Origin of the sequence: Enterobacter sp. BNK-29, assembly GCF_048684785.1 — a bacterium.
Classification (GTDB): Bacteria; Pseudomonadota; Gammaproteobacteria; order Enterobacterales; family Enterobacteriaceae; genus Enterobacter; species Enterobacter cloacae_M.
On the sequence record NZ_JBLQTU010000001.1, the window covers coordinates 134,529 to 159,099 of the forward strand.

Consider the following 24,571-nt stretch of genomic DNA (forward strand, 5'->3'; position numbering starts at 1 on the left):
CAACGTCGTAAATAAGAACCTGTGTTTATGAATAAACTCCGATTATGTTAACGCGATAAGCCTTGAAATGCAGTTCTGACGAACATTTCAGGATTATCCTGAAACAGCCCTTTCAGCTCCGGCACGCAGGAGCCACAGTTCGTACCACAGCGCAGCGTCGCCCCCAGCGCGGTGACGGAATCACACCCGCCGACGATCGCCTCCCGTATCGCATTCTCCCCGACGCTGAAACAGCTGCAGATGATGCGTCCCGGATCCGCCGCCTTCCCGACGCTCTGTCCGTTCAACAAGGCGTGGCGTTCTGTGAGAAGCACGGGTGGGGATTGAAAAGCGGCTTCAATCACAGCATGCGCCAGCGCCGGTAACGCGGTGCCCTCCCAGAAGCCCAGCATTAGCTGGCCTTCATGCCAGGCCAGCACGCTGCTGCGTTCACCGGTTTGCGCAACCTGCAGCTGCCAGCCACGAGCGCTGGCGTATTCCATTACCCACGGCAGCAGCGGTTTATCGCCTGCCACCGTCAGGCGTGAGGCTTTACGCCACCAGTAAACCGAAGAGGGCATTTCCGGCCATTCCCGGGCATAGAGTTCCCCCTGCCAGGCGGGCTGCCAGGGCAGGATCCTGACGGCGGTTTGTTTACTCTCCGGCTGGCCCGAAACCGGATCGCTGCGCCGTTCCACCAGCGCATTCACCTTTCCCTGGCGGGCAAACCCGGCGTTCCAGTGCATCGGGGCAAACGCCTCGCCTTCCCGTATCCCGTCGCTGATGCACACTCTTGCCACCATCACGCCGCGCGGCGAGCTGATGCGCGCCAGCTGACCGTCGCACAGGGAAAAGCGAACGGCGTCTGCGGGGCAAATCTCAACAAACGGTTCGGCGATATGCTGCATCAGCCTCGCCACGTATCCCGTTCGGGTCATGGTATGCCACTGATCGCGGATGCGCCCCGAGTTGAGAATCAGCGGGTATAACGCGCTGACCGTCGCGCCGTGCGACAGAGGATTAACGGGAACGATGTTTCGGCGCGGAAAACTCCCCGTCGGCCACTGATAAGGCTCAAGCTTATCCCACTCCTCACGAGTTAGCTCAGCCAGTTCATGAAGATTCAATGCCCGCGCGCCGTCATTTTCGAAGGCCGTCAGCGCCGCATGCTCGCAAAAAATCTCGTGCGGATGTTGCCAGGCAAAGGCCTCGTCGTAGCCCAGCTGCTTTGCCACCTGCGCGACGATCCACCAGTCCGGCTTCGCTTCGCCCGGTGCGGGCAGAAACGCGCGCTGGCGCGAAATGCGGCGTTCCGAGTTTGTCACCGTCCCGTCCTTCTCTCCCCAGCCCAGCGCCGGAAAACGGATATGGGCGAACCGGCTGGTATCGGTATCCTTCATAACCTCAGAAACCATCACCAGCGGGCAGCTCGCCAGCGCCTGACACACCGCGTGGCTGTCCGGAAGCGACACGGCGGGGTTAGTGCCCATGATCCACACCGCCTTCACCTCGCCGCGAGCAATGGCGTCAAACAGCTCCACCGCCATCAGTCCCGGGGTTTGCGCCAGCCGTTCCGTTCCCCAGAAACGCGCCACCCGCGAAAGATCGTCCGGCTCAAAGTTCATGTGCGCCGCCAGCTGGTTTGCCAGCCCGCCCACTTCCCTTCCTCCCATCGCGTTTGGCTGTCCGGTCAGCGAAAACGGGCCGCAGCCTGGACGGTTGAACTTCCCGCTGGCAAGATGAACGTTAATGATGGCGTTACACTTGTCGCTGCCGCTGGTGGACTGGTTGATCCCCATGGTGTAGAGCGTGATGGCCCGGGGCGCCGTCATAAACCAGTCGTAAAAGGTTCCTATATCCTGCGGCGAGAGGCCGCAAAACGCCGCCACGCGCTCAACGGGCCACTCATCCGTTCCCTGAATCACATTAAGCAGACCGACAAACAGCCCGGCGTCGCTGCCGGGGGCGAGCGCCAGATGCAGGTCAGCAATATCACAGGTGGCGGTTCTGCGGGGATCGATCACCACCACCTTCATCCGCGGGTTGTCGTGCTTCGCCTGCACCAGCCGCTGATAGAGAACCGGATGCGTCCAGGCCGCGTTCGAGCCAGCCAGCACCACCAGTTCGCTGTTTTCCACATCCTCGTAGCCGCACGGCACCACATCTTCGCCAAAGGCGCGCTTGTAGCCCACCACCGCCGAGGACATGCAGAGCCGGGAGTTGGTATCGATGTTTGCCGCGCCGATAAACCCTTTCATCAGCTTGTTGGCGGCATAGTAATCCTCAGTCAACAGCTGGCCGGAGGCGTAAAACGCCACCGCCTGCGGCCCCCATTTATCGATAATCCCCCGCAGACGCTCCCCTGCCGCGTTCAGCGCCTGCGCCCAGTCCACCTCAAGGCCGTCAACGACCGGGCGCAAAAGCCGCCCCTGTAAGCCCGTCGTTTCCCCCAGGGCCGATCCTTTCACGCACAGGCGGCCCAGGTTCGCAGGATGGGTTTCATCCCCATGAACGCTGACCGCTTCACCTTCCACGCGGGCGACCACGCCGCAGCCCACCCCGCAGTAGGGGCACGTTGTTCGGGTTTCCGTCATGAGGCCTCCGCACGCATTACCAGGGCGTCGCTGCCAACCCACACCTTGCCGTTTTCAATCTTCACTGGCCACGCGCGCACCGCGGGTTCGCCGTTCTCTACCTGACAGCCGTCGCGCAGGCGAATGCGCTGCTTGTAGAGCGGTGAAATCACCACCGGCTCGCCCGCCGCATCGCCAAGAATGCCGCGTGAAAGCACGTTCGCATCGCCGCCCGGCTCCCGATCGTCGAGGGCGTAAACGGTTTTACCAAAGCGGAACAGCGCAATCGGCTTACGTCCAAGCCGCGCGCCGATGCCCGCCTGCTCGGGGATATCGTCGATGCCGCAAATTTCCTGCCAGCGCTTGCTTTCATCCGACGGCGCGACGTTCACCGCGGTGCGGAACAGCGCCAGACGGTTGGGATCGTTAAGCGTGGTTTGCCATTCGCACTGATACGTTTCTACCACACGGATCATCTCCTGCTCCAGCTCGTGGGCGATGCCCAGGCTGTCGTTGAGGATCACCTCCCGCAGATAGTCGAGACCGCCTTCCAGGTTGTCCATCCAGGTGCTGGTGCGCTGCAGGCGATCCGCCGTACGAATGTAGAACATCAGGAAACGGTCAACGGTTCGGATCAGCGTTTCATCGTCCAGATCGCTGGCGAAAAGGTCCGCGTGGCGCGGCTTCATCCCGCCATTGCCGCACAGGTAGAGATTCCAGCCTTTGTCCGTGGCGATGACCCCCACGTCTTTACTCTGCGCCTCGGCGCATTCGCGGGTACAGCCGGAGACCGCCATTTTGATCTTGTGCGGCGCGCGCAGGCCTTTGTAGCGGTGCTCGAGCCTGACCGCGAGGCCGGTGGAGTCCTGCACGCCGTAGCGACACCAGGTCGACCCGACGCAGGATTTCACCGTACGCAGGGATTTCCCGTAGGCGTGCCCGGTTTCAAACCCGGCCTCCACCAGCGCCTGCCAGATCTCCGGCAGCTGTTCCAGAGTGGCGCCGAAAAGATCGATACGCTGTCCGCCGGTTATTTTGCTGTACAGGCTGTAACGTTTCGCAATCTGCCCAATGGCAATCAGCCCGTCGGCGGTCACTTCCCCTGCGGGCATGCGCGGCACGATGGAATAGGTGCCGTCCTTCTGGATGTTGGCGAAGTAGCGGTCGTTGGTGTCCTGCAGCGGCAGGTGCGCCGGTTTCAGCAGATACTCATTCCAGCAGGAGGCGAGCACCGATCCCACCAGCGGCTTGCAGATCTCGCATCCGTGCCCCTGTCCGTAGCGGCTGATAAGCTGGTCAAAGGTGCGGATATGGTTGACGCGCACGAGGTGGTAAATCTCCTGGCGCGAGTACGGGAAGTGCTCGCAGATGTCCTTTTTCACCTCCACACCCTGCTCCGCAAGCTGGAACTCCATCACCTGCTTCACCAGCGCGCTACATCCCCCGCAGCCGGTCGCCGCTTTGGTGCACTGCTTAACGGCACCGATATCCGTAGCGCCCGCGCTCACCGCCTGGCAGATATGGCCTTTGCTGACGTTATGACAAGAACAGATCTGCGCGCTTTCCGGCAGCGCCGCCACGCCGAGCGCTTTTGGCGCGCTGCCTGACGACGCGGGTAAAATAAGCGTTTCCGGCTCTTTCGGCAGGCTGATGCCGTTAAGCATCATCTGCACCAGCGTGGCGTACTCGCTGGCATCGCCCACCAGCACGCCGCCGAGCAGCGTTTTACCGTCGTGGCTGACCACGATTTTCTTGTAGATTTGCTGCGGGCCGTGCGTCCACTGGTAGCTCAGCGCCCCCGGGGTGCGCCCGTGAGCGTCGCCGAACGAGGCCACGTCCACGCCGAGCAGCTTGAGCTTAGTGCTCATATCCGCGCCGGTGAAGCTTTTATCCTCCCCCGCCAGCGCGGCGGCGGCCACGCGCGCCATCTGATAGCCGGGCGCGACCAGACCGAAGATTTTCCCCTCCCACAGGGCGCATTCGCCGATGGCCAGCACGTCCGGATCGGAGGTCTGGCAGCCGTCGTCAATGCAGATCCCGCCGCGTTCGCCGATAGCCAGCCCGCTGCTGCGCGCCAGCGCGTCCTGCGGACGGATGCCCGCCGAAAAGACCACCATGTCCGTTTCCAGCTGTTCGCCATCGGCAAAGCGCAGCACCAGCCCGCCGTCCGCGGTGGCGATCTCCGTCGTGGCTTTACTGGTGTGAACGCCGACGCCCAGCGCCTCGATTTTCTTGCGCAGCATCGCCGCGCCGTCGTTGTCGAGCTGGACCGCCATCAGGTTGGGCGCAAACTCCACCACGTGGGTTTCCAGCCCGAGCTGCTTCAGGGCATTCGCCGCCTCCAGTCCAAGCAGGCCGCCGCCAATCACCACGCCGCGGCGCGAGCCCGCCGCATGTGCAGCAATGTTGTCCAGGTCGTCAAGGGTGCGGTAGACAAAACAGCCCGGCAAATCGTTGCCCGGCACGGGCGGAACGAACGGGTATGAGCCGGTCGCCAGCACCAGCTTGTCCCAGTGGGTTTCATGCCCGCTGGCGGTACGTACCACATGCGCATCGCGATCGATTGCGACAATCTGCTGCGACAGGCGCAGCTCAATGCCGTTGTCGGCAAAGAAATCGCCGTCCACCAGCGAGAGAGACTCCGCGCTGCGCCCGCCAAAATATTCCGACAGATGCACGCGGTCGTAGGCGGCATAGCGCTCCTCGCCAAAGACAACGATCTGATACTGCTGATGCAGATTGCGCTTAACGCAGTCTTCGAGGAAATGATGGCCGACCATACCGTGCCCAACCACCACCAGAGTAGGTTTTGTCATAGCATTCTGTCCTGCAACCTGCGGTTGCGTAGTGAAACGATCGAACAGCCAGTCCGCGTGGGCGGGCGCAGCCGTTGCCAGTAAATCGGTAAACGTTGCCGCGCTGCGGCAGTCGCCCATCAGCAGCGCGCCAGCCAGCGCACCCTGATGGATCAATAAACGACGATAGTGACGGGTCAGCGGATCCCATGCGCTCCAGACCACGTCGCCCTCCTGCTCCGCCGCACGGCCGAGGCTGAACAGCTCCACGCCCGTCACCTTGAGGCGCATCCCGCTGTCGGTCAGGGTAAACGGCGCGGTAGCGTCCCCGGCCAGCCGCGCGGCCAGGATTTCCGCCTGCGCCAGGCAGGGGGCGACCAGGCCAAACGTCTGCCCGTCAATTTCGCTGCACTCGCCGATGGCGTAGACGTTCGGTTCGGAGGTTTGCATCTGGTGATCCACCACGATGCCGCGCGCGCAGCGAATGCCGCTGGCCTGCGCCAGCGCGACGCTGGGCTGCACGCCGGTCGCCAGCACCACGCGCGAGGCGGCGAAGCTGCGCCCGTTGAGCAGCGTCACGCTATTTCCGCTCACCGCTGCGATGCCCGAGGCGAGCTCACAGCGCACGCCCCGCGCCGCCAGCGCCTCTTCCAGCAGCATTCCCGCCTGCCGATCCAGCTGCTGCTCCATCAGCCACGGACCGCGATGAACCAGCGTGACGTTGTCACCTGATCGCGCCAGCGCCGCCGCCGTCTCAACCCCGAGCACGCCGCCGCCCAGCACCACCGCCGGACCGGCGATCGTCCGAATGGCCCGCGTATCCTCCAGGGTGCGGAACGTGAACACATGCGGCGCATCGCAGCCGGGGATTGGCGGAATAAAGGGCGTTGATCCGGTGGCAAACACCAGCGCATCCCAGCCCAGCGTGCGGGCGGTGGTTTGCACTTCCCGCGCGTCCACGTTCACGGCGATCGCCTTTTCGCCCCGCAGCACCGTCACGCCGCGCGCCTGGTACCAGTCGTCATCCTGCAGACAGATGTCTGCAGCCTGCTTTTCACCGCCCAGGACCGGCGAAAGCTGGATGCGGTTATAGGCATGCTCCGGCTCGTCACCGATGACGGTGATAGCGAAAAGACCGGCAGCACGCCCGGTGAGCGCGGCAATCAGCCGCGTGGCCGCCATGCCATTTCCGATAATGACCAGTCGCATCAAAACCCCTCGTTACGCCGCTTTCGGCTGCTTTTCATAGAGGAAATGGAGGATCTGCTGGCGCATGTGGTGATAGCGGCTGTCGTCGGCCAGCTGCACCCGGTTGCGCGGGCGCGGCAGGTCCACGCGCAGGATCTCCCCGACGGTGGCCGCCGGGCCGTTGGTCATCATCAGCACGCGATCGGAGAGCAGCACCGCCTCGTCCACGTCGTGGGTAATGAGCACGATGGTGGTGTTCAGCGCCTGCTGGATCTGCATCACCGAGTCCTGCAGATGCGCGCGGGTCAGGGCATCGAGCGCGCCGAAGGGTTCATCCATCAGCAGGACTTTCGGCTTCATCGCCAGCGCGCGGGCAATGCCGACGCGCTGCTTCATGCCGCCGGAGATCTCCCCCGGTCGCTTGTGCAGGGCGTGCCCCATCTGCACGCGGTCGAGGTTGTGCTCAATCCACTCTCTGCGTTCCACCTTGCTCATGCTGTGGCGAAACACGTGATCGACCGCCAGGGCCACGTTGTCGAAGCAGGTGAGCCACGGCAGCAGCGAATGGTTCTGAAACACCACGGCACGTTCCGGACCCGGCCCGGCAATTTCGCGGTTGTCGCAAATCAGCCCGCCTTCCGTCGGCAGGGTAATACCGGCGATGAGGTTCAGCAGCGTCGATTTGCCGCAGCCGGAGTGCCCAATCAGGCTGACGGTTTCGCCCTCGTGGATATCAAAAGAGACGTTTTGCAGCGCCAGAAACTCGCCGCTGGCGGTGGAAAAACGCTGGCTCACGGCCTGGACCTGAATTAATGGTTTCATGTTCGCTCCTTATTTTTCCTGCCAGCTAAAGCGACGGGCGATCAGCATCAGCCCCTGCTCCAGCAGCAGCCCGACCACGCCAATGATGACGATGGCGATGAGAATGTTTTCGACGTTGAGGTTGTTCCACTCGTTCCAGATCCAGAAGCCGATCCCTAAACCTCCGGTGAGCATCTCGGCGGCGACGATCACCAGCCAGGCGATGCCGATGGAGAGACGCACCCCGGTCAGCACCGCGGGCAGCACCGCCGGGAAGAGAATGCGGCGCATGATGGTCCACTCGGAAAGCTGCAGCACCCGGGCAACGTTGAGGTAGTCCTGCGGAATGCGGCGCACGCCTTCGGCGGTGTTGATCACCATCGGCCAGATGGAGCAGATAAAAATGGTCCAGCTCGACGCGGGCTCCGCTTTCTGGAACAGCAGCAGGCCGATGGGCAGCCAGGCCAGCGGGCTAACCGGGCGTAATAGCGCGATCAGCGGGCCGAACATGCGAGAGAAAAAGGTGAAGCGACCAATCAGGAAGCCGAGCGGGATCCCGGCGAGCGCGGCCAGGCCAAAGCCCACCGCCACGCGCTGTAATGAGGCGAGCACGTTCCAGCCGATGCCCATATCGTTAGGCCCGTCGCGATAAAACGGATCGGCAAACAGGGTGATGGCGGAATCGAGCGTGCTGAGCGGCGTCGGGAAACCTTTGCTGTTAATCGCCGCCAGCTGCCAGAGCACTACCAGCAGTCCCAGACCGAGAAACGCCGGGATGATGCGCTGGAGGATCGCGTTAATCCGACGCGCAAACGTCGGCGTACGGCGGCGAACCTGCACCGGAGGCAGGACAATCACCTCCCCACTCTCCGGCGTCTCGTGTGAATTCGTCTTTTGCAGATGCTGCATAATCAGGCCCCTTTACGGTGAATGGCGAAACGGCTGGCGTATTCTTCCGGGTCGGTACCGTTCCAGACGGTGCCGTCCATCAATGTGCTGCTGCGTAATGGTGAAGTCGGTGTGCTGATGCCCCCCACCGCCGTGGCGGCATCCTGCCAGACCGCCGTCTGGTTAATGCGCTGTGCGATGCCCGCGTAGTCCGGCGCGGCTTTGAGCAAGCCCCAGCGGCGGAACTGGGTTAAGAACCACATGCCGTCGGAGAGATACGGGTAGCTGACGGCCCCCTCGTTGAAGAAGCGGATCGGGTGCGCGTCCTGCCAGCGCTGGCCCAGGCCGTTGTCGTACTCCCCGAGCATGCGTCCGGTGAGATACTGTTCCTTGCAGTTGAGCCACGCCCGGCGGGAGAGGATCTGCGCGGTCTCGCGTTTGTTTTCCGGGGAGGCTTCGATCCAGCGCGCGGCCTCCATCACGGCGCTCACCAGCGCCCGCGCGGTGTGCGGGTTTTTCTCCACCCAGTCGCGGCGCGTGCCGAGGATTTTTTCCGGATGATCGGCCCAGATAGACTGCGACGTGGCGGCGGTAAAACCGATGCGGTCGTTGATGGCTCGCGCGTTCCACGGCTCGCCGACGCAAAAGCCAACCATGTTGCCAATGCGCATGTTCATCACCATCTGCGGCGGCGGCACCACCACCGTGCGCACGTCGTCAAAGGGGTTAATGCCCGCGCTGGCCAGCCAGTAGTAGAGCCACATGGCGTGCGTCCCGGTCGGGAAGGTGTGCGCGAAGGTGTAGGTGCCGGGCGCCTGCTGCCCAATGAGCTTTTTCAGCCCGTCAAGGTCTCGTACGCCCTTCTCCGCCAGATCGCTGGAAAGCGTAATCGCCTGGCCGTTCTGATTGAGCGTCATTAGGTTCGCCATCTGCTGCGGCTTACCGGCGATGCCCAGCTCCAGGCCGTACAGCAGGCCGTAGAGAATGTGCGCGGCATCGAGTTCGCCCGCCACCAGCTTGTCGCGCACCGCCGCCCAGCTCGCCTCTTTGGTGGGCACGATGGTAATACCGTATTTTTTATCAAAGCCTTTCAGCGCCGCGATAACCACCGGGGCGCAGTCGGTCAGCGGGATAAACCCGATGCGCACCGTTTCCTGCTCCGGTTTATCCGAGCCTGCCGCCCATGCGGCCTGCATGATACCCGGTAACAGCATTGCGCCACTCGCCAGCACGCTGGCCTGCAAAAAACGCCGTCTCGACAAATCCGCCATGACCACTCCTGAAAAAAAACCAAAAAAAAGCGCCCACGATGCCGAAGCACCAGTGGACGCCTTTATCCCGAAGACGCATGCGCCGCCGTTGGCGCATCGTCAAAAATGGTTAATCCGATAATGCAAAGTGAATGCCAGGTTTTAACCCGCAGTTTCCGGGGTGCTAACCGAATTCCCCTCGCCTCTACGCACCTTAATCAGGCACAAAATGCCCACTGACCGTGCAGCTACTCCTTTGGTGTTACCTGCCATAAATTCTTCACCATCAGCAGCGCGCGGGCGATATCCACCATCCTTTGGTTCTTGTCCATCGCCATTTTGCGCAGCGCCGTCCAGGCCTGTTCCTCACTCATATTCTGATGGGTCATCAGCACGCTTTTCGCTTTATCAATGACTTTGCGCTCTTCAAGCGTATCGCGCAGCGATGCTAGCTTGCGCGAGAGCTGTTCTATCTCGCGTGCCTGCTGGCGCACCAGGGTGAGCAACGGTTTTTCCGGATACTGTATCAGCGGGTCGTCATGCTCATCCGCGGGAGGCACGTACTCATCGTTACGGTAAATACGCTCGTCCACCGCCGTCATCAGATCGGCGATGAGCGTCTCCTCCAGCGAACGCAGATGCTCAAGGCGCGCGGTTTGCAGAGCAAACCAGGCCAGAGCGGTAAGGCCATCATCCGCGGCAGGCTGGCGAGTACAGGCTACGCGCCGGAGCTGCTCCGTTTCACGATCGGGCTGGCAGTGCAGAGAAAAGGTGGTCTGGACGTCAGCGGAGCTGTGTGAGAGAAAAATTTCAAAGCAGGCCTGCTGCCCGTCGATGCGGTCAACCAGCCTCTGGCGAGTCACATCATCGAAAAAGCCCTGCGTGAAGCCAATCGCCCCCAGGGCCCGCTCCTGTCCCGCCAGCTCTTTCCCCTGCATCAGGCTATAAAGGGCAACAAAACGCCCGGCGATTTGCGGATCGTCAATGCTGTCATTGAGCTGCGGCACGATACTGAGCAGATGGCGAAGCATGCGGGAGTAGTGTTCCATCGCCTGCGGTGCCGTTACCGTTTGCTGAATCACACCGTCACGCAGCGCGGGAAGCGTATCCAGACTCTGAAGCGCGCCGCCGATACGTTCACAGACGGTACTTCCCGGGATCGGCGACTGTGTTTCAAGAATGCCGTAAAGGGCTGCGAGATTTTCATCCACCAGCGCCCGGCTGGCTTTGCATTCGGGGGCGTAGAGCTTACCCTGTGAGCAGAGCCAGACGTTGGACGCCCCACGCTCGCACTGTAACATATGCACCAGTTGGCTAATGCCGTGCACAAGCACGCCAAGCTGTGCCAGCTTGCTGAGCTGCTCCCGGCGCATCATCCTTGCGCGCTCGAGCCATTCGGCAGCGCCTGGCGAAATGCCAGCCATTAATGTCATGCTTACTCTCCAGAACAGCGAAACTCAGGAAAGCTAAGCAATATTCGTGCCTTTATAAGAACAGGAGTCAACATGCAAAAGATTGTGATCGTCGCCAACGGTGCGGCTTACGGCAGCGAATCCCTTTTCAACAGCCTGCGCCTGGCGATTGCGCTGCGTGAAAAAGAGAGTGACCTGGCGTTACGACTCTTTTTAATGTCGGACGCGGTCACTGCGGGGCTGAAAGGTCAAAAACCGACAGAGGGGTATAACATTCAGCAGATGCTGGAGATCCTCACCGCGCAAAACGTGCCGGTGAAGCTGTGCAAGACCTGCACCGACGGCCGCGGCATTACCGGTCTGCCGCTTATTGATGGCGTAGAAATTGGTACGCTGGTTGAGCTGGCCGAGTGGACGCTGTCCGCCGATAAAGTATTAACTTTTTAATAATAAACCCGTAAAAATATTATTTTCTTATGGACGCGGTTTCAGCATCAAGTTTACCTGCGGGGTTGCCGATAGGCATGGAAACAACACAGCAGGTATTTCACTTATGTTCAGATCGATTCGTGCACGCATCATCGCGGCGACGGCAGGCTGTCTGGTCGTCGCCCTTCTCCTTAATACCGTCATTAACTTCCAGGTCACGCGCCAGGATAACCAGCAGTCCCAGCGCGATATCCTGACCAGCACCAGCGCCAGCCATAACATGGCGATTGCCGACTGGGTAAAAAGCAAGATGACGGTGATCGCCTCCGCGCAGACCGTTGCGCTGAATGACGACCCGGTTCCGGTGTTTAAACAGCTTGCGCAGGCGGGTGGATTCACCAACGTCTATGTTGGCTACGCCAGCAAAACGGCGAAATTCTCTGAACCGGCGGGCGTTCCGGCGGACTATGACCCGACCATTCGCCCGTGGTATCAGCAGGTGGTCAGCACGGACGGTCCGGTTGTCACCGCGCCCTACGTTGACGCGGGGACCGGTAAGCTGGTGGTAACCTTTGCGGTGCCGGTGAAAGAAAATGGCACGCTCAAAGCGGTCGTGGCGGGCGATGTAGCGATGGACAGCGTGGTGGCTAACGTGCGCGGGATCCATCCAACCCCGGCCAGCAGCGGGTTGCTTCTGAACAGTGACGGCAGCGTGATTGCCGCTAACGATCCTGCCCTCACGCTGAAACCGTTTGGTGAGACGATCAAGGGCATTGATTTTGCTGCGCTGAAAAGCGGTAACCCCGTCGACGGAACGCTGAACGACGCTGAAAAAACCTTCGTGGCGACAGCCGTGCCGGGCACAAACTGGCTCTTAGTCGTCGCGCTCGACAGCGGTGACGCCACCTCCGGCATGCGTTCCCTGCTTAAAGCCTCGGGGGTTTCGCTGGTTATCCTGGCACTCCTGAGCGCGGCGATTGTGCATTTCCTGATTGCCCGCCTGCTCAAGCGTTTGTCCGACATTCGCGACGCGATGCACAGCATTGCTAACGGTACTAACGATCTGTCCCAGCGCCTGCCGGACAACGGCGAGGATGAGGTCGCGCAAATTGCCCAGGCCTTTAACGCCTTCAGCGATAAGCTGTCGGTAGTGATGGTGCAGCTCCGTGACGCCAGCGAATCGGTAAAAAACGCCGCGCAGGAGATTGCCGCAGGTAACCAGGATCTTTCCGGACGTACCGAGCAGGCGGCATCCAGCCTGCGCGAGACGGCCAGCGCCGTGGAGCAGATCACCGCCTCCGTGACGCAGTCGAATGAATCGGCGGCAGAAGCGAACGATCAGGCTAGCAAGGCCTCAGCGGCCGCGGCACGCGGCGGCGAGGTGGTCTCGCAGGCGATCAGCACCATGCAGTCCATTGAAGTCGCGTCGGCAAAAATTGGCGATATCACCAGCGTGATTGACGGCATTGCTTTCCAGACCAACATTCTGGCGCTGAACGCCTCCGTCGAAGCGGCGCGTGCGGGTGAGCAGGGACGCGGGTTTGCCGTCGTAGCAGGCGAAGTGCGTAACCTGGCGAGCCGTAGCGCTCAGGCGGCGAAAGAGATCAAATCCCTGATTGATTCCACCACCGACAGCGTGGCAACCGGCTCCCGCTACGTACATCTGGCGGGGGAAAGCATGGATGAGATCCGCTCCAGCATAGGCAGCGTCTCTGGCATCATGCGCGAAATCTCCATCGCCACCAGCGAGCAGATGAAAGGGATTCATGAGATCAACCACGCGGTGACCCATCTCGACAGAATGGTTCAGCAGAACGCCGAGCTGGTGGTGGAATCCGCCGCCGCCGCGGGTGCCCTGCAGAGCCAGGCGGGCGACCTTGCTGAAACAGCCGGGCATTTCCGCATTTAATCTTCTTCCGGCGCGCGTTTAGCGGGTAAAACGCGCGCCAGCCTAAATTTTGAGGAATTTTGTCATTTTTGTTTAATCGTTATGCCATTTTTTGATCAAAATCAGCATCCCGCCCCCTCCCCTTTGGTGTTATGCCATGAGTGAATTGTGAACAACATCACGCTCGGATATGGCAGCAGGGAGAGCGTTGTTTAAGTCTACGGGGTAAAAAAATGGCACTGGTAAAAACAAGTTTGAAACTGTTTGGCGGGGATACGGTAGTGGTGCGTTGCTCAGAACGCTGTCGTATTCATCTGATGAGTTCGAAAGCACAAAAACAGTCCCATGCGGATATTCTCACCGTGCAGGACGACAAGGCCTGGCTTACCGTGCCGTATACCGGCACGTGGGATGTGCTGATCGATAGCCACAGCCAGTCGCTGGAGCATTCCGTCAGCTACGTAGCAGCATAAGTTTAAACGCCCGGCAAGCCGGGCGTATTGTCAGGCAAATCCCGGTCGCAGCGCGCTATTGAGCGGGTTCCCTTCCAGCAGCGTCTTCACCTTCACCACCAGCTCATTCAGACAATCGTCCTTCATGCCGAGGCGGGTCAGCTCCTGATCGAGGGAGAACAGATACTGCGCGTTAGTGCCCAGCGGCCCGCTGGCGGCGGCAATCAACGGGGCAATCACCTGCGTGCGGGTATCCGCCTCATACAGCGGATGGCGCGGATCCATAATAAACACCAGCGCGTTGACGGTGCGTCCGTCGTCCAGTTCCAGCTTGCACCAGCTCGGCATATAGCAGCCGGTGATCATCTCGCGCTTCCAGAGCAGCGTGAGCTCCTCTTCCAGCGTTGCATCCGGCAGGCGATACGCCACGCCCGTGGTGCGCCCGCCCTCTTTCAGTGCAAGCATGCGCCCGGGCTGGCACGCGCTGCCGCGTCCGGCCGTCAGGCGCAGGCAAAATGCGCGATGCCAGCCAGGCAGCGTTCCCGTTGCCGATTCGACAAATTCCAGAGCCGGGTTCCACATCAGGGAGCCGTAGCCAAAAATCCATACCGGGCCATCATCCGGGCGGCAGGCAAGCGTGGCAGCGAGTGACGCTGCACGTTGTTCAGCTGACCAGAGAAGCGATTCCTCAATAGCACCAAATGCCGTCTTACAATCTGCCTTCATTAAGAAATCACGCGTTAACACTTTCCACCTCCGCCACTGCATGCTTCCTTGCGACATCTGTAATTCGCCTTCCCGGCATTTTACCCTAAATAATTCGAGTTGCAGGAAGGCGGCAAGAGAGCGAATCCCCAGGAGCTTACATAAGTAAGTGACTGGGGTGAACGAGCGCAGCCAACGCATCTGCAACTTGAAGTATGACGGGTATATGTGCTGGTCATTTTGCCAGCAGTCGAATAACGATAAGCAATTAGCGGACCAGTTGCAATACAACGGAAGTTCAACCGCCTGAAAAGTCAAAATGAAGGCAGCGAATCATTTCACGGCTATTTCTTTTTATGCCATTTATCGTCGTCTCCTTTCTCATATTCATGTTTTACTGCGGCCCAGGCGACTTTGTGGGCCGTCTCTTCACGGCTGGCATCATCCCGGCGATCGTCCTTGTCTTTGTACTGATCCCAGGCACTGTTGAACGCCTCTTTGTAGATATCCTGCGCGTGGGCGGGCAGCACGTTTTGTACGTTATCCGGTAATTCGCGTTTCGCTTTATAGGGCATCACTAACCTCTCTTTTGGTTAAAGAGATAAGTGTGGACGACGATACGCCATGGTGCCACCCGGCAATAATTTATTAGTACATTATATTTTTAATTCACTGTTATTTAATGAGTATTCAACAGAAACACTGCATTACAGACATCAGAAATGAAAATAATGACAAAGGGTAAAATTAAGTAAAAAATAAAGGGTATTTATCAGAGATCTGTTAATTTAATGACCTCAAAAATCTATCTATAATTACAAGCACCTGCATTGATGGAGAAGCACATGACAGCAACACACGAGGCGGTAAAGACCCGCCACAAGGAGACGTCACTCATTTTCCCGGTTCTGGCACTGGCTGTGCTGCTCTTCTGGGGAAGCAGTCAGTCACTGCCAGTGGTGGTTGGTATCAATATTCTTGCCCTGGTCGGCATCTTAACCAGCGCGTTTAGCGTTGTTCGCCATGCGGACGTCCTGGCCCACCGTCTGGGCGAGCCGTACGGATCGTTAATTCTCAGCCTTTCCGTCGTTATTCTCGAAGTCAGCCTGATTTCCGCGCTCATGGCGACCGGCGATGCCGCGCCGACGCTGATGCGCGACACGCTTTACTCGATCATTATGATAGTGACGGGCGGCCTGGTGGGCTTCTCTCTGCTGCTGGGCGGGCGCAAATTTGCGACCCAGTATATGAACCTGTTCGGCATTAAACAGTATTTGATCGCCCTCTTCCCGCTGGCGATTATCGTGCTGGTCTTCCCGATGGCGCTGCCGGGCGCAAATTTTTCCACCGGGCAGGCGCTGCTGGTCGCACTGATTTCCGCCGCCATGTACGGCGTGTTCCTGCTGATTCAGACCAAAACGCACCAGAGCCTGTTTGTGTACGAGCATGAAGACGACGGTGACGATGATGACCCGCACCACGGCAAGCCGTCGGCCCACAGCAGCGCGTGGCATACGGTTTGGCTGATCGTGCATCTGATTGCGGTGATTGCCGTCACCAAGATGAACGCTAACCCGCTGGAGACGCTGTTAACCGAGCTGAACGCGCCGGTGGCGTTTACCGGCTTCCTGGTGGCGCTGCTGATCCTGTCCCCTGAAGGGCTGGGCGCGCTGAAAGCGGTGTTGAATAATCAGGTACAGCGCGCAATGAACCTGTTCTTCGGCTCCGTACTGGCGACGATTTCACTTACCGTACCGGTGGTGACGCTGATTGCCTTTATGACGGGCAACGAGCTGCAGTTTGCGCTGGGTGCGCCGGAGATGATTGTGATGGTCGCCTCGTTGCTGCTGTGCCAGATTTCGTTCTCAACAGGGCGCACCAACGTGCTGAACGGCGCGGCGCATATGGCCTTATTTATTGCGTATCTGATGACGATATTTGCGTAGTCTTTTTTGCCCAGCGGCGCTTCGCTTGCAGGGCCTACGGGTTTTGTAGGCCGGGTAAGCGCAGCGCCACCCGGCAATATGCCCCATAAAAAAACCCGCCGAAGCGGGTTTTTTTATTAGTTGCTGGTATCCAGCTCGTCGAAGCTCTTCACCAGATCGTCAATCGCTTTGATCTGCTTCAGGAACGGCTCCAGCTTGTCCAGCGGCAGCGCGGATGGGCCGTCGCATTTCGCGTTAGCCGGATCCGGGTGCGCTTCAATGAACAGGCCGGCCAGACCGGTTGCCATGCCGGCGCGCGCCAGCTCGGTCACCTGGGCACGACGGCCGCCGGACGCGGCGCCGAACGGGTCGCGGCACTGCAGGGCGTGGGTCACGTCAAAAATCACCGGAGACTGGCCGGAGACATTTTTCATCACGCTGAAGCCCAGCATGTCGACAACCAGGTTGTCGTAACCGAAGTTTGCGCCACGGTCACACAGGATGACCCGATCGTTGCCGCCTTCGATAAATTTATCGACGATGTTACCCATCTGACCAGGGCTGACGAACTGTGGTTTTTTCACGTTAATCACGGCGCCGGTTTTCGCCATCGCCGCGACCAGGTCGGTCTGGCGAGCGAGGAACGCCGGGAGCTGAATCACATCCACCACGTCTGCCACCGGCTGCGCCTGTGAGGCTTCATGCACGTCGGTGATCACTTTCACGCCAAAAGTCTGCTTCAGCTCCTGGAAAATTTTCATTCCCTCTTCCAGGCCCGGGCCACGGTAAGAGTTGATGGAGGAGCGGTTGGCTTTGTCAAAAGAGGCCTTAAACACGTACGGGATGCCCAGCTTCTGGGTCACGGTCACGTAGTGTTCGCAGATACGCATGGCGAGATCGCGGGATTCCAGCACGTTCATGCCGCCAAACAGTACGAACGGCAGGTCGTTTGCTACCTTGATATCACCAATGCTAACCACTTTTTGTTTCATAGGATCGCCTTATTCAGGTGTGAATCGGAATTAAGATTAATGCAGTGTAATTTGTTTGTGCGAGATCGCGTTGATCTGCGCACGAATCATTTCGCTAATGGGGTCTTCCGGACACTGTTCAACGAAATAATTCAAATCATTCAGCGCCACGTGTTCACAGTCGAGCTGGGCATAGATCAACCCGCGATCGCGAATTTCGTACGGGTCTTCCGGGTTGAACTGCAGCAGCACTTCGCTGGCGCGCAACGCCAGCTCCATCTGACGCTCTTCCATTAACGCAGACTTCAGCGTATCCAGCAGCTTGCGAATGACCTCTGCGTTATCCGCCTCGTCGAGATCTTCGTTGAAGAGTTCAGCCACCGGGCTGATATTGCCTTTCAGCCACACGTCCAGCGTATGTTCATCCAGCGTGTCACCGTTGAAGGGATTAATGAGCCACATTTCACCGTCCAGCCACTCAGCGCGCAGGATCATCTGCGTCGGGAAAATGACCGGGACCAGCGGAATATCCAGACGGTGCGCGACCCACAGCAAAATAGAACCCAGCGCCACGGCGCTGCCCTGACGATTTTTTAAGACCTGGTCCAGCCATAACGCGTCAGACAGGCGATACACGCCCCGCGTGTCGCAGAAACCCCATTCGCCGTAGAAAAGCTCCAGCAGCTTCTCTAATTGCCAGTCTTGCGGGCGAGCCTGATTAATCTCTTCACGCGCCAGGCTGACCAGATTCTCCAGCTCATCGTAGACAAACTGCGACGTAAAATCGTCGCGAATCATCTCAGAAATCAGGATCATGCCATCGCAAAGCGGCACTTTATTAAATTCGAAATCGGCTAAGGACCTCATGACTTACCCCAGTAACGGTATTCTTGTGGTGGCGAGTTTAATGATGATGTACAGCACCACCAGACCCAGCAGAAAGGCGATAAACCCGACCTGCTGGCTGCGCGGACGACGACGCCCAAGCGCGATAAAACCCAAAACGATGTAGATGATAACGCCAAACAGCTTTTCAGTCAGCCATGCACCTTTATCAGTAAATGGCAGATAGCCGGTCTTCCACATGAGCCCGGCACCGGAAAGGAGCAATAGCGTGTCGATGCAGTGCGGCCCGATACGCACCCAGCGGGCATCCGTCAGCGGATTGTTGCTGTAGCGCCACCAGTAACGGACGATGAAAAAGCTGACGGTCAGCGCAACGGAAATGAGGTGGACGGTAATGAGCACGGTAAACAGGCTCATAGCCACTGCCCCAGCGTCAGGCGTTCGTTGCCGCCGTAGTCGCGGCAGGTTTCGACAGCGGCGTAACCTGCTTGCGTAAACAGTGCCCGAACGGCCTCTCCCTGCGTCCAGCCATGTTCCACGAGCAGCCAGCCGCCGGAAAGCAAATGTTTTCGTGACGTTGTCACAATGTGATCGAGATCGGCTAATCCCGCGTTGCCGGCCACGAGCGCCGTCAGCGGTTCGAAGCGCACGTCTCCCTGCGCAAGGTGCGGGTCATGTTCGTCGATGTAGGGAGGATTGCTGACAACCATCGCAAATGAACGATTCTCCAGCGCGGCAAACCAGCTGCTTTGCAGAACCGTCACGTTGCTGAGCCCGAGACGTTCCACGTTACGCTGCGCCAGCGCCAGCGCATCGGGCATTACGTCCACCGCCGTCACCGCGCAGTCGGGCCGCTCGGTGGCGAGCGCCAGCGCGATAGCCCCGGTGCCGGTACCGAGATCGAGAATGCTGCAGGCCGCCGCCGGTAAACGCGCCAGCGCCTGCTCCACCAGACACTCGGTGTCCGGACGCGGGATCAGCGTCGCCGCCGAGACGTACAGCGGTAACGACCAGAACTCACGCTCACCGACAAGGTGCGCCACCGGCTCGCCGGTTTTACGGCGGGCAAGCAGCGCGGCGAGCTGCGCTTCCTGTTCCGCGGTCAGTTCGGTTTCGCCAAAAGCCAGCAGATACGTGCGGGCTTTACCCGTCACATGCTCAAGCAAAATTTCGGCGTCGCGTTTCGGGCTTTCGCTTCCTGAAAGCTCACCGGCCGCCTCACGTAACCAGTGCTGAAAATCCATTATTCCTGCTCGGACAGCGCCGCCAGCTGGTCGGCCTGGTATTCCTGCACGATAGGCTCAATCAGCATATCCAGCTTCCCTTCCATCACCTCGTCCAGACGGTACAGCGTCAGGTTGATGCGGTGGTCGGTTACGCGGCCCTGCGGGAAGTTATAGGTGCGGTTACGGTCGCTGCGATCGCCGCTGCCCAGCAGGTTACGGCGCGTAGACGCTTCCGCCTGCTGGCGTTTCGCCATTTCGGCTGCGTGGATACGCGCGCCCAGCACGGACAACGCTTTGGCTTTGTTTTTGTGCTGTGAACGCTCGTCCTGACATTCGACGACGATGCCGGTCGGCAGGTGAGTAATACGGATGGCGGAATCAGTGGTGTTAACGTGCTGACCGCCCGCGCCAGAGGAGCGGAACGTATCAATACGCAGGTCCGCCGGATTGATATCCGGCAGTTCAGCTTCCGGCAGCTCCGGCATCACCGCAACCGTACAGGCGGAGGTGTGAATGCGGCCCTGAGATTCGGTGGCCGGCACGCGCTGCACGCGGTGACCGCCGGATTCAAACTTGAGACGACCGTACACGCCGTCGCCGCTGATCTTGGCGATAACCTCTTTGTAGCCACCATGTTCGCCTTCGTTGGCGCTCATGATCTCCACGCGCCAGCGACGCGATTCGGCGTAGCGGCTGTACATGCGGAACAGATCCCCGGCAAACAGCGCCGCTTCGTCACCGCCGGTACCGGCGCGCACTTCCACAAACGCGTTACGCTCATCGTCCGGATCTTTCGGCAGCAGAAGCACCTGAAGCTGCTGCTCCATCTCTTCAGAACGCGCTTTCGCATCCTGCAACTCTTCCTGCGCCATCTCGCGCATTTCAGGATCGTCGAGCATCATCTGCGCGGTTTCGATATCTTCCTGAACCTGTCGCCAGTCGGTAAAGCATTTAGAAACATCACTTAACTGCGCGTATTCACGCGAGAGCGCGCGAAAACGTTCCTGGTCCGCAATGGTCCCGGCATCCCCGAGCAGCGCCTGTACTTCTTCATGGCGCTCGTGCAGAGCTTCCAGTTTAGCGACGATAGAAGGCTTCATAGGCGTAAGTGCACCTTGTCTTAGAAAATGGGTATAGGGCGCTATTCCAGCCCGAGGCTGTTGCGCAGAATAGTCAGGCGTTCATCATCCCCGTCACGGGCAGCCTGCTGAAGAGATTTGGTTGGTGCATGGATCAGGCGGTTGGTCAGTTTCCACGCCAGATCCTGCATAATCGCATTTGCGTCGCCGCCCTGTTCAAGAGCTGCTAACGCTTTGGCAGTCAGGTCATCACGCACCTGCTCCGCCTGCCCGCGGTACTCGCGGATGGTCTCGCTGACGCTTTGCGCGCGCAGCCAGGCCATAAACTCACTGGTTTCCTGCTCGACGATGGTTTCCGCCTGAACCGCCGCCGCTTTACGCTGGGCAAGGTTGTGCGAAATGATGCTTTGCAGGTCATCCACGCTGTAGAGATAGGCGTTAGGCAGCTTGCCCACTTCCGGCTCAACATCGCGCGGGACGGCGATATCCACCAGCAGCATCGGCTGATTACGGCGGGACTTCAGCGCACGCTCCACCATCCCTTTTCCGATAATCGGCAGCGGGCTGGCGGTTGAGCTGATAATAATGTCCGCCTCTTTCAGGCGTTCATCGATGTCGCTCAGGGCAACCACCTCTGCACCCACTTCATCCGCCAGCACCTGCGCGCGTTCGCGGGTGCGGTTTGCGATAATCATCTTTTTCACTTTATGCTCGCGCAGATGGCGCGCCACAAGTTCGATGGTTTCGCCCGCGCCCACCAGCATCACGGTGACGGTAGACAGGGATTCAAAGATTTGGCGTGCAAGGGTGCAGGCCGCGAAAGCAACAGAAACCGCACTGGCACCAATGTCGGTTTCGGTTCGCACACGCTTCGCCACGGAGAACGACTTCTGGAACATGCGCTCCAGCTCGCTGGCCTTCAGATGCCCTTTTTGCGAATCCGCAAACGCTTTTTTCACCTGCCCCAGAATTTGCGGCTCGCCCAGCACCAGCGAATCCAGCCCGCTGGCGACGCGCATCAGATGGCTGACCGCATCATTGTCCTGATGCCAGTACAGGCTGTTGCGCAGCTCGTCTTCATTGAGATTGTGGTAGTCGCATAGCCAGCGGATCAGCGCTTCGTGCAGGTTGTCCTGCTCTTCCACGCTTAAATACAGCTCGGTACGGTTGCACGTCGAGAGCACCACGCCACCCTGCACCATAGGCTGTGCAAGCAGGCTGTCCAGCGCCAGGTCAAGCGTGTCCGGCGAAAACGTCACGCGTTCTCGCAGCGAAACCGGAGCCGTTTTGTGGTTGATGCCGAGTGCTAATAGGGTCATGTTGAGCGGGAGTAGTACCAGCGTTAATAAGGTTAGCAGAACGCATCATACAGGATGCGCGAGATCAATAAAAGGGACTGCCCCCTTTCGGAGTAATAGGTTACACAACCCTTTGAGATAATTTGAACGTAGACGGTAGCCCCCTTCGACGCTAGCATTAACAGTTATAACTGCAACGTATCTCAAGGATTTGTCCTCATTATGACCCGACTGATTCGCCTGCTGCCGCTGGCAGCACTGGTTCTGACCGCGTGTTCCGTCACCCAACCAAAAGGCCCGGGCAAAAGCCCTGATTCACCGCAGTGGCGTCAGCACCAGCAGGACGTCCGTAATTTGAACCAGTACCAGACCCGCGGCGCTTTCGCTTATCTCTCTGACGAACAAAAGGTTTATGCCCGCTTCTTCTGGCAGCAGACGGGGCAGGACAACTACCGCCTGCTGCTGCTGAACCCGCTGGGCAGCACCGAGCTGGAGCTTATCGCCAAGCCGGGCGAAGCGCAGATCACCGATAACAAAGGCCAGCACTATACCGCGACCGATGCCGAAGAGATGATTGGCAAGCTGACCGGGATGCCTATCCCGCTCAACAGCCTGCGCCAGTGGATCCTTGGCCTGCCGGGTGAGGCAACTGACTACACCCTTGACGACCAGTACCGTCTGAGCCAGGTGAACTACACGCAGAACGGCAAAACCTGGAAAGTGGTGTACAGCGCCTATGACAGCAAGAGTAAACCGTCGCTGCCATCAAACATGGAACTGACCCAGGGCAGCCAGCGTATCAAGCTGAAAATGGACAACTGGATCGTTAAATGATGACCCACTGGCCCTCTCCGGCAAAGCTGAACCTGTTTTTATACATCACCGGCCAGCGTGCTGACGGTTATCACACCCTGCAGACGCTGTTTCAGTTTATTGACTATGGCGACACGATCTCTATTGAACTGCGCCAGGACGGGCAGATTTGCCTGCTAACGCCGGTCGACGGCGTGGCGCATGAGGACAACCTGATCGTGCGCGCCGCGCGTCTGCTGATGAAAGCCGCGGCGGAATCGGGCCGTCTGCCCGCGGGAAGCGGTGCGGATATCCGTATCGAGAAACGCCTGCCGATGGGCGGCGGTCTGGGCGGTGGATCATCCAACGCCGCCACCGTGCTGGTTGCGCTGAACCACCTCTGGGGCTGCGGGCTGTCGAAGGACGAACTGGCAGCCCTGGGCCTGACTCTGGGGGCGGATGTCCCGGTGTTTGTGCGCGGTCATGCGGCCTTTGCTGAAGGCGTGGGTGAGATTCTCTCCCCGGCTGAACCGCCGGAGAAGTGGTATCTGGTTGCCCACCCTGGCGTGAGCATTCCGACCCCGGTCATCTTTAAAGATCCTGACCTGAAAAGGAATACCCCGGTTCGGTCAATAGAAACGTTATTAAATTGTGAATTCAGCAACGATTGCGAGGATATCGCAAGAAAACGTTTTCGCGAGGTTGATGCGGTGCTTTCCTGGCTGTTAGAATACGCGCCGTCGCGCCTGACTGGTACAGGGGCCTGTGTCTTTGCTGAATTTGACACCGAATCCGCCGCTCGTCAGGTGCTTGAGCAAGCGCCGGTTTGGCTGCATGGTTTTGTAGCACGTGGGATGAACACCTCCCCCCTACAGCAGACCATTCTGGCGCAGACTGAGTTTCGGTGACAACGTCACCCTGTTCCAGACGTTGCATCGCGCTCTTTAATACACCGCCTGGATAGCCTTCGCCTGGCCCGCACAGTTTGCGGCGAACGCTATCCACCACTGGACGCATGCCTGAGGTTCTTCTCGTGCCTGATATGAAGCTTTTTGCTGGTAACGCCACCCCGGAACTAGCACAACGTATTGCCAACCGCCTGTACACCTCCCTCGGCGACGCCGCCGTAGGTCGCTTTAGCGACGGCGAAGTCAGCGTACAAATTAACGAAAATGTACGCGGTGGTGATATTTTCATCATCCAGTCCACCTGTGCTCCAACGAACGACAACCTGATGGAATTGGTTGTTATGGTCGACGCCCTGCGTCGCGCTTCCGCAGGCCGTATCACTGCTGTAATCCCTTACTTCGGCTATGCCCGTCAGGACCGTCGCGTCCGTTCCGCGCGTGTGCCAATTACCGCTAAAGTTGTCGCTGACTTCCTGTCCAGCGTCGGCGTTGACCGCGTACTGACCGTTGACCTGCACGCAGAGCAGATCCAGGGCTTCTTCGACGTTCCGGTTGATAACGTATTTGGCAGCCCAATTCTGCTGGAAGACATGCTGCAGCTGAACCTGGATAACCCAATCGTGGTTTCTCCGGACATCGGCGGCGTGGTACGTGCCCGTGCTATCGCTAAGCTGCTGAACGATACCGACATGGCGATCATCGACAAACGTCGTCCGCGCGCAAACGTTTCTCAGGTGATGCACATCATCGGTGACGTTGCTGGCCGTGACTGCGTGCTGGTTGACGACATGATCGATACCGGCGGTACGCTGTGTAAAGCAGCTGAAGCGCTGAAAGAGCGTGGTGCCAAGCGCGTGTTCGCTTACGCGACTCACCCGATCTTCTCCGGTAATGCGGTAAACAACCTGCGCAACTCCGTCATTGACGAAGTGGTGGTATGCGATACCATCCCATTGAGCGACGAGATCAAAGCACTGCCAAACGTGCGTACGTTGACCCTGTCCGGGATGCTGGCCGAAGCGATTCGTCGTATCAGCAACGAAGAATCCATCTCAGCAATGTTCGAACACTAATCGAACACGGCCGAAAAACCCGCTGCGGCGGGTTTTTTTGTCTCCGGGTTTTATTTGTATGATTAATGCCTCCTTCACCTGCCATTCACATGA

General features: G+C 59.2%; 21 protein-coding genes. 7 read left to right on the top strand and 14 right to left on the bottom strand.

The features are described from left to right. Positions 1 to 47: 47 nt before the first annotated feature. The 6 genes from ACMGGX_RS00650 to nasR form a co-directional block, all read right to left on the bottom strand. Positions 48 to 2,573, bottom strand: coding sequence for a molybdopterin-dependent oxidoreductase (locus ACMGGX_RS00650; protein WP_420297895.1), 2,526 nt, complete (start codon positions 2,571 to 2,573; stop codon positions 48 to 50). Continuing rightward, a complete protein-coding gene (nirB, locus tag ACMGGX_RS00655) occupies positions 2,570 to 6,556 on the bottom strand; it encodes a nitrite reductase large subunit NirB (protein WP_420297896.1) in 3,987 nt (1,328 codons plus the stop codon). The genes ACMGGX_RS00650 and nirB overlap by 4 nt, the downstream gene beginning before the upstream one ends. 12 nt (positions 6,557 to 6,568) lie before the next feature. Next, positions 6,569 to 7,357, bottom strand: coding sequence for an ABC transporter ATP-binding protein (locus ACMGGX_RS00660; protein WP_121424050.1), 789 nt, complete (start codon positions 7,355 to 7,357; stop codon positions 6,569 to 6,571). A gap of 9 nt (positions 7,358 to 7,366) precedes the next feature. Then, positions 7,367 to 8,245 (bottom strand): nitrate ABC transporter permease, encoded by an 879-nt coding sequence (gene ntrB, locus ACMGGX_RS00665; RefSeq protein ID WP_033145770.1) that lies wholly within the window; start codon positions 8,243 to 8,245, stop codon positions 7,367 to 7,369. A gap of 2 nt (positions 8,246 to 8,247) precedes the next feature. Next, entirely contained in the window at positions 8,248 to 9,495 is a 1,248-nt protein-coding gene (locus tag ACMGGX_RS00670) for a CmpA/NrtA family ABC transporter substrate-binding protein (RefSeq protein ID WP_348561320.1), read from the bottom strand. A gap of 227 nt (positions 9,496 to 9,722) precedes the next feature. Further along, positions 9,723 to 10,907 (bottom strand): nitrate regulatory protein NasR, encoded by a 1,185-nt coding sequence (nasR, locus tag ACMGGX_RS00675; protein WP_420297897.1) that lies wholly within the window; start codon positions 10,905 to 10,907, stop codon positions 9,723 to 9,725. Positions 10,908 to 10,979: 72 nt separating this feature from the next. Here nasR and ACMGGX_RS00680 point away from each other — a divergent pair, with 72 nt between their 5' ends. The 3 genes from ACMGGX_RS00680 (at position 10,980) to ACMGGX_RS00690 (ending at position 13,676) form a co-directional block, all read left to right on the top strand. After that, positions 10,980 to 11,333, top strand: coding sequence for a DsrE/DsrF/TusD sulfur relay family protein (locus ACMGGX_RS00680; protein WP_420297898.1), 354 nt, complete (start codon positions 10,980 to 10,982; stop codon positions 11,331 to 11,333). Between the two features lie 106 nt (positions 11,334 to 11,439). After that, the gene (locus ACMGGX_RS00685) at positions 11,440 to 13,224 is read left to right on the top strand and encodes a methyl-accepting chemotaxis protein (RefSeq protein ID WP_348561322.1); all 1,785 of its coding nucleotides are present in this window, start codon (positions 11,440 to 11,442) and stop codon (positions 13,222 to 13,224) included. Between the two features lie 212 nt (positions 13,225 to 13,436). Beyond that, positions 13,437 to 13,676 carry a DUF1883 domain-containing protein gene (locus tag ACMGGX_RS00690; RefSeq protein WP_063440479.1) on the top strand — a complete coding sequence of 80 codons (240 nt, stop codon included), beginning with the start codon at positions 13,437 to 13,439 and terminating at the stop codon, positions 13,674 to 13,676. 30 nt (positions 13,677 to 13,706) lie between these two features. Here the strand turns inward: ACMGGX_RS00690 and ACMGGX_RS00695 are convergent, their stop codons facing one another. Both ACMGGX_RS00695 and chaB read right to left on the bottom strand, forming a co-directional pair. Next, complete coding sequence (locus tag ACMGGX_RS00695) at positions 13,707 to 14,402, bottom strand: gamma-glutamylcyclotransferase (protein ID WP_420298738.1); 696 nt, start codon at positions 14,400 to 14,402, stop codon at positions 13,707 to 13,709. Between the two features lie 302 nt (positions 14,403 to 14,704). Beyond that, entirely contained in the window at positions 14,705 to 14,935 is a 231-nt protein-coding gene (chaB, locus tag ACMGGX_RS00700) for a putative cation transport regulator ChaB (RefSeq protein ID WP_023312121.1), read from the bottom strand. A 270-nt stretch (positions 14,936 to 15,205) separates the two neighbouring features. On the opposite strand from chaB, the gene chaA reads away from it, so the two are divergent. Then, a complete protein-coding gene (gene chaA / locus ACMGGX_RS00705; protein ID WP_023312122.1) occupies positions 15,206 to 16,306 on the top strand; it encodes a sodium-potassium/proton antiporter ChaA in 1,101 nt (366 codons plus the stop codon). 116 nt (positions 16,307 to 16,422) lie between these two features. On the opposite strand, the gene kdsA is transcribed toward chaA, so the two are convergent. The 6 genes from kdsA to hemA are packed head-to-tail and all read right to left on the bottom strand — an operon-like array spanning position 16,423 to position 21,726. Further along, entirely contained in the window at positions 16,423 to 17,277 is an 855-nt protein-coding gene (gene kdsA / locus ACMGGX_RS00710; protein ID WP_420297899.1) for a 3-deoxy-8-phosphooctulonate synthase, read from the bottom strand. Positions 17,278 to 17,313: 36 nt separating this feature from the next. After that, positions 17,314 to 18,123, bottom strand: a complete 810-nt coding sequence (gene sirB1, locus ACMGGX_RS00715) for an invasion regulator SirB1 (RefSeq protein WP_023312124.1) — start codon at positions 18,121 to 18,123, stop codon at positions 17,314 to 17,316. Positions 18,124 to 18,126: 3 nt separating this feature from the next. Beyond that, positions 18,127 to 18,519 carry an invasion regulator SirB2 gene (sirB2, locus tag ACMGGX_RS00720; protein WP_420297900.1) on the bottom strand — a complete coding sequence of 131 codons (393 nt, stop codon included), beginning with the start codon at positions 18,517 to 18,519 and terminating at the stop codon, positions 18,127 to 18,129. Then, positions 18,516 to 19,346, bottom strand: coding sequence for a peptide chain release factor N(5)-glutamine methyltransferase (gene prmC / locus ACMGGX_RS00725; protein ID WP_420297901.1), 831 nt, complete (start codon positions 19,344 to 19,346; stop codon positions 18,516 to 18,518). Before prmC ends, sirB2 begins: the two co-directional genes overlap by 4 nt. Further along, the gene (gene prfA, locus ACMGGX_RS00730) at positions 19,346 to 20,428 is read right to left on the bottom strand and encodes a peptide chain release factor 1 (protein WP_021240360.1); all 1,083 of its coding nucleotides are present in this window, start codon (positions 20,426 to 20,428) and stop codon (positions 19,346 to 19,348) included. The genes prmC and prfA overlap by 1 nt, the downstream gene beginning before the upstream one ends. A gap of 41 nt (positions 20,429 to 20,469) precedes the next feature. Further along, positions 20,470 to 21,726: a glutamyl-tRNA reductase gene (hemA, locus tag ACMGGX_RS00735; RefSeq protein WP_023335999.1), complete on the bottom strand. Its 1,257-nt coding sequence runs from the start codon at positions 21,724 to 21,726 to the stop codon at positions 20,470 to 20,472. Positions 21,727 to 21,927: 201 nt separating this feature from the next. Here hemA and lolB point away from each other — a divergent pair, with 201 nt between their 5' ends. From lolB to prs, 3 genes are all read left to right on the top strand, one after another. Beyond that, positions 21,928 to 22,539 carry a lipoprotein insertase outer membrane protein LolB gene (lolB, locus tag ACMGGX_RS00740; RefSeq protein WP_109845046.1) on the top strand — a complete coding sequence of 204 codons (612 nt, stop codon included), beginning with the start codon at positions 21,928 to 21,930 and terminating at the stop codon, positions 22,537 to 22,539. Beyond that, complete coding sequence (gene ispE, locus ACMGGX_RS00745) at positions 22,536 to 23,405, top strand: 4-(cytidine 5'-diphospho)-2-C-methyl-D-erythritol kinase (RefSeq protein WP_048980907.1); 870 nt, start codon at positions 22,536 to 22,538, stop codon at positions 23,403 to 23,405. Before lolB ends, ispE begins: the two co-directional genes overlap by 4 nt. A 125-nt stretch (positions 23,406 to 23,530) precedes the next feature. Continuing rightward, complete coding sequence (prs, locus tag ACMGGX_RS00750; protein ID WP_003856663.1) at positions 23,531 to 24,478, top strand: ribose-phosphate diphosphokinase; 948 nt, start codon at positions 23,531 to 23,533, stop codon at positions 24,476 to 24,478. Positions 24,479 to 24,571: the final 93 nt, after the last annotated feature.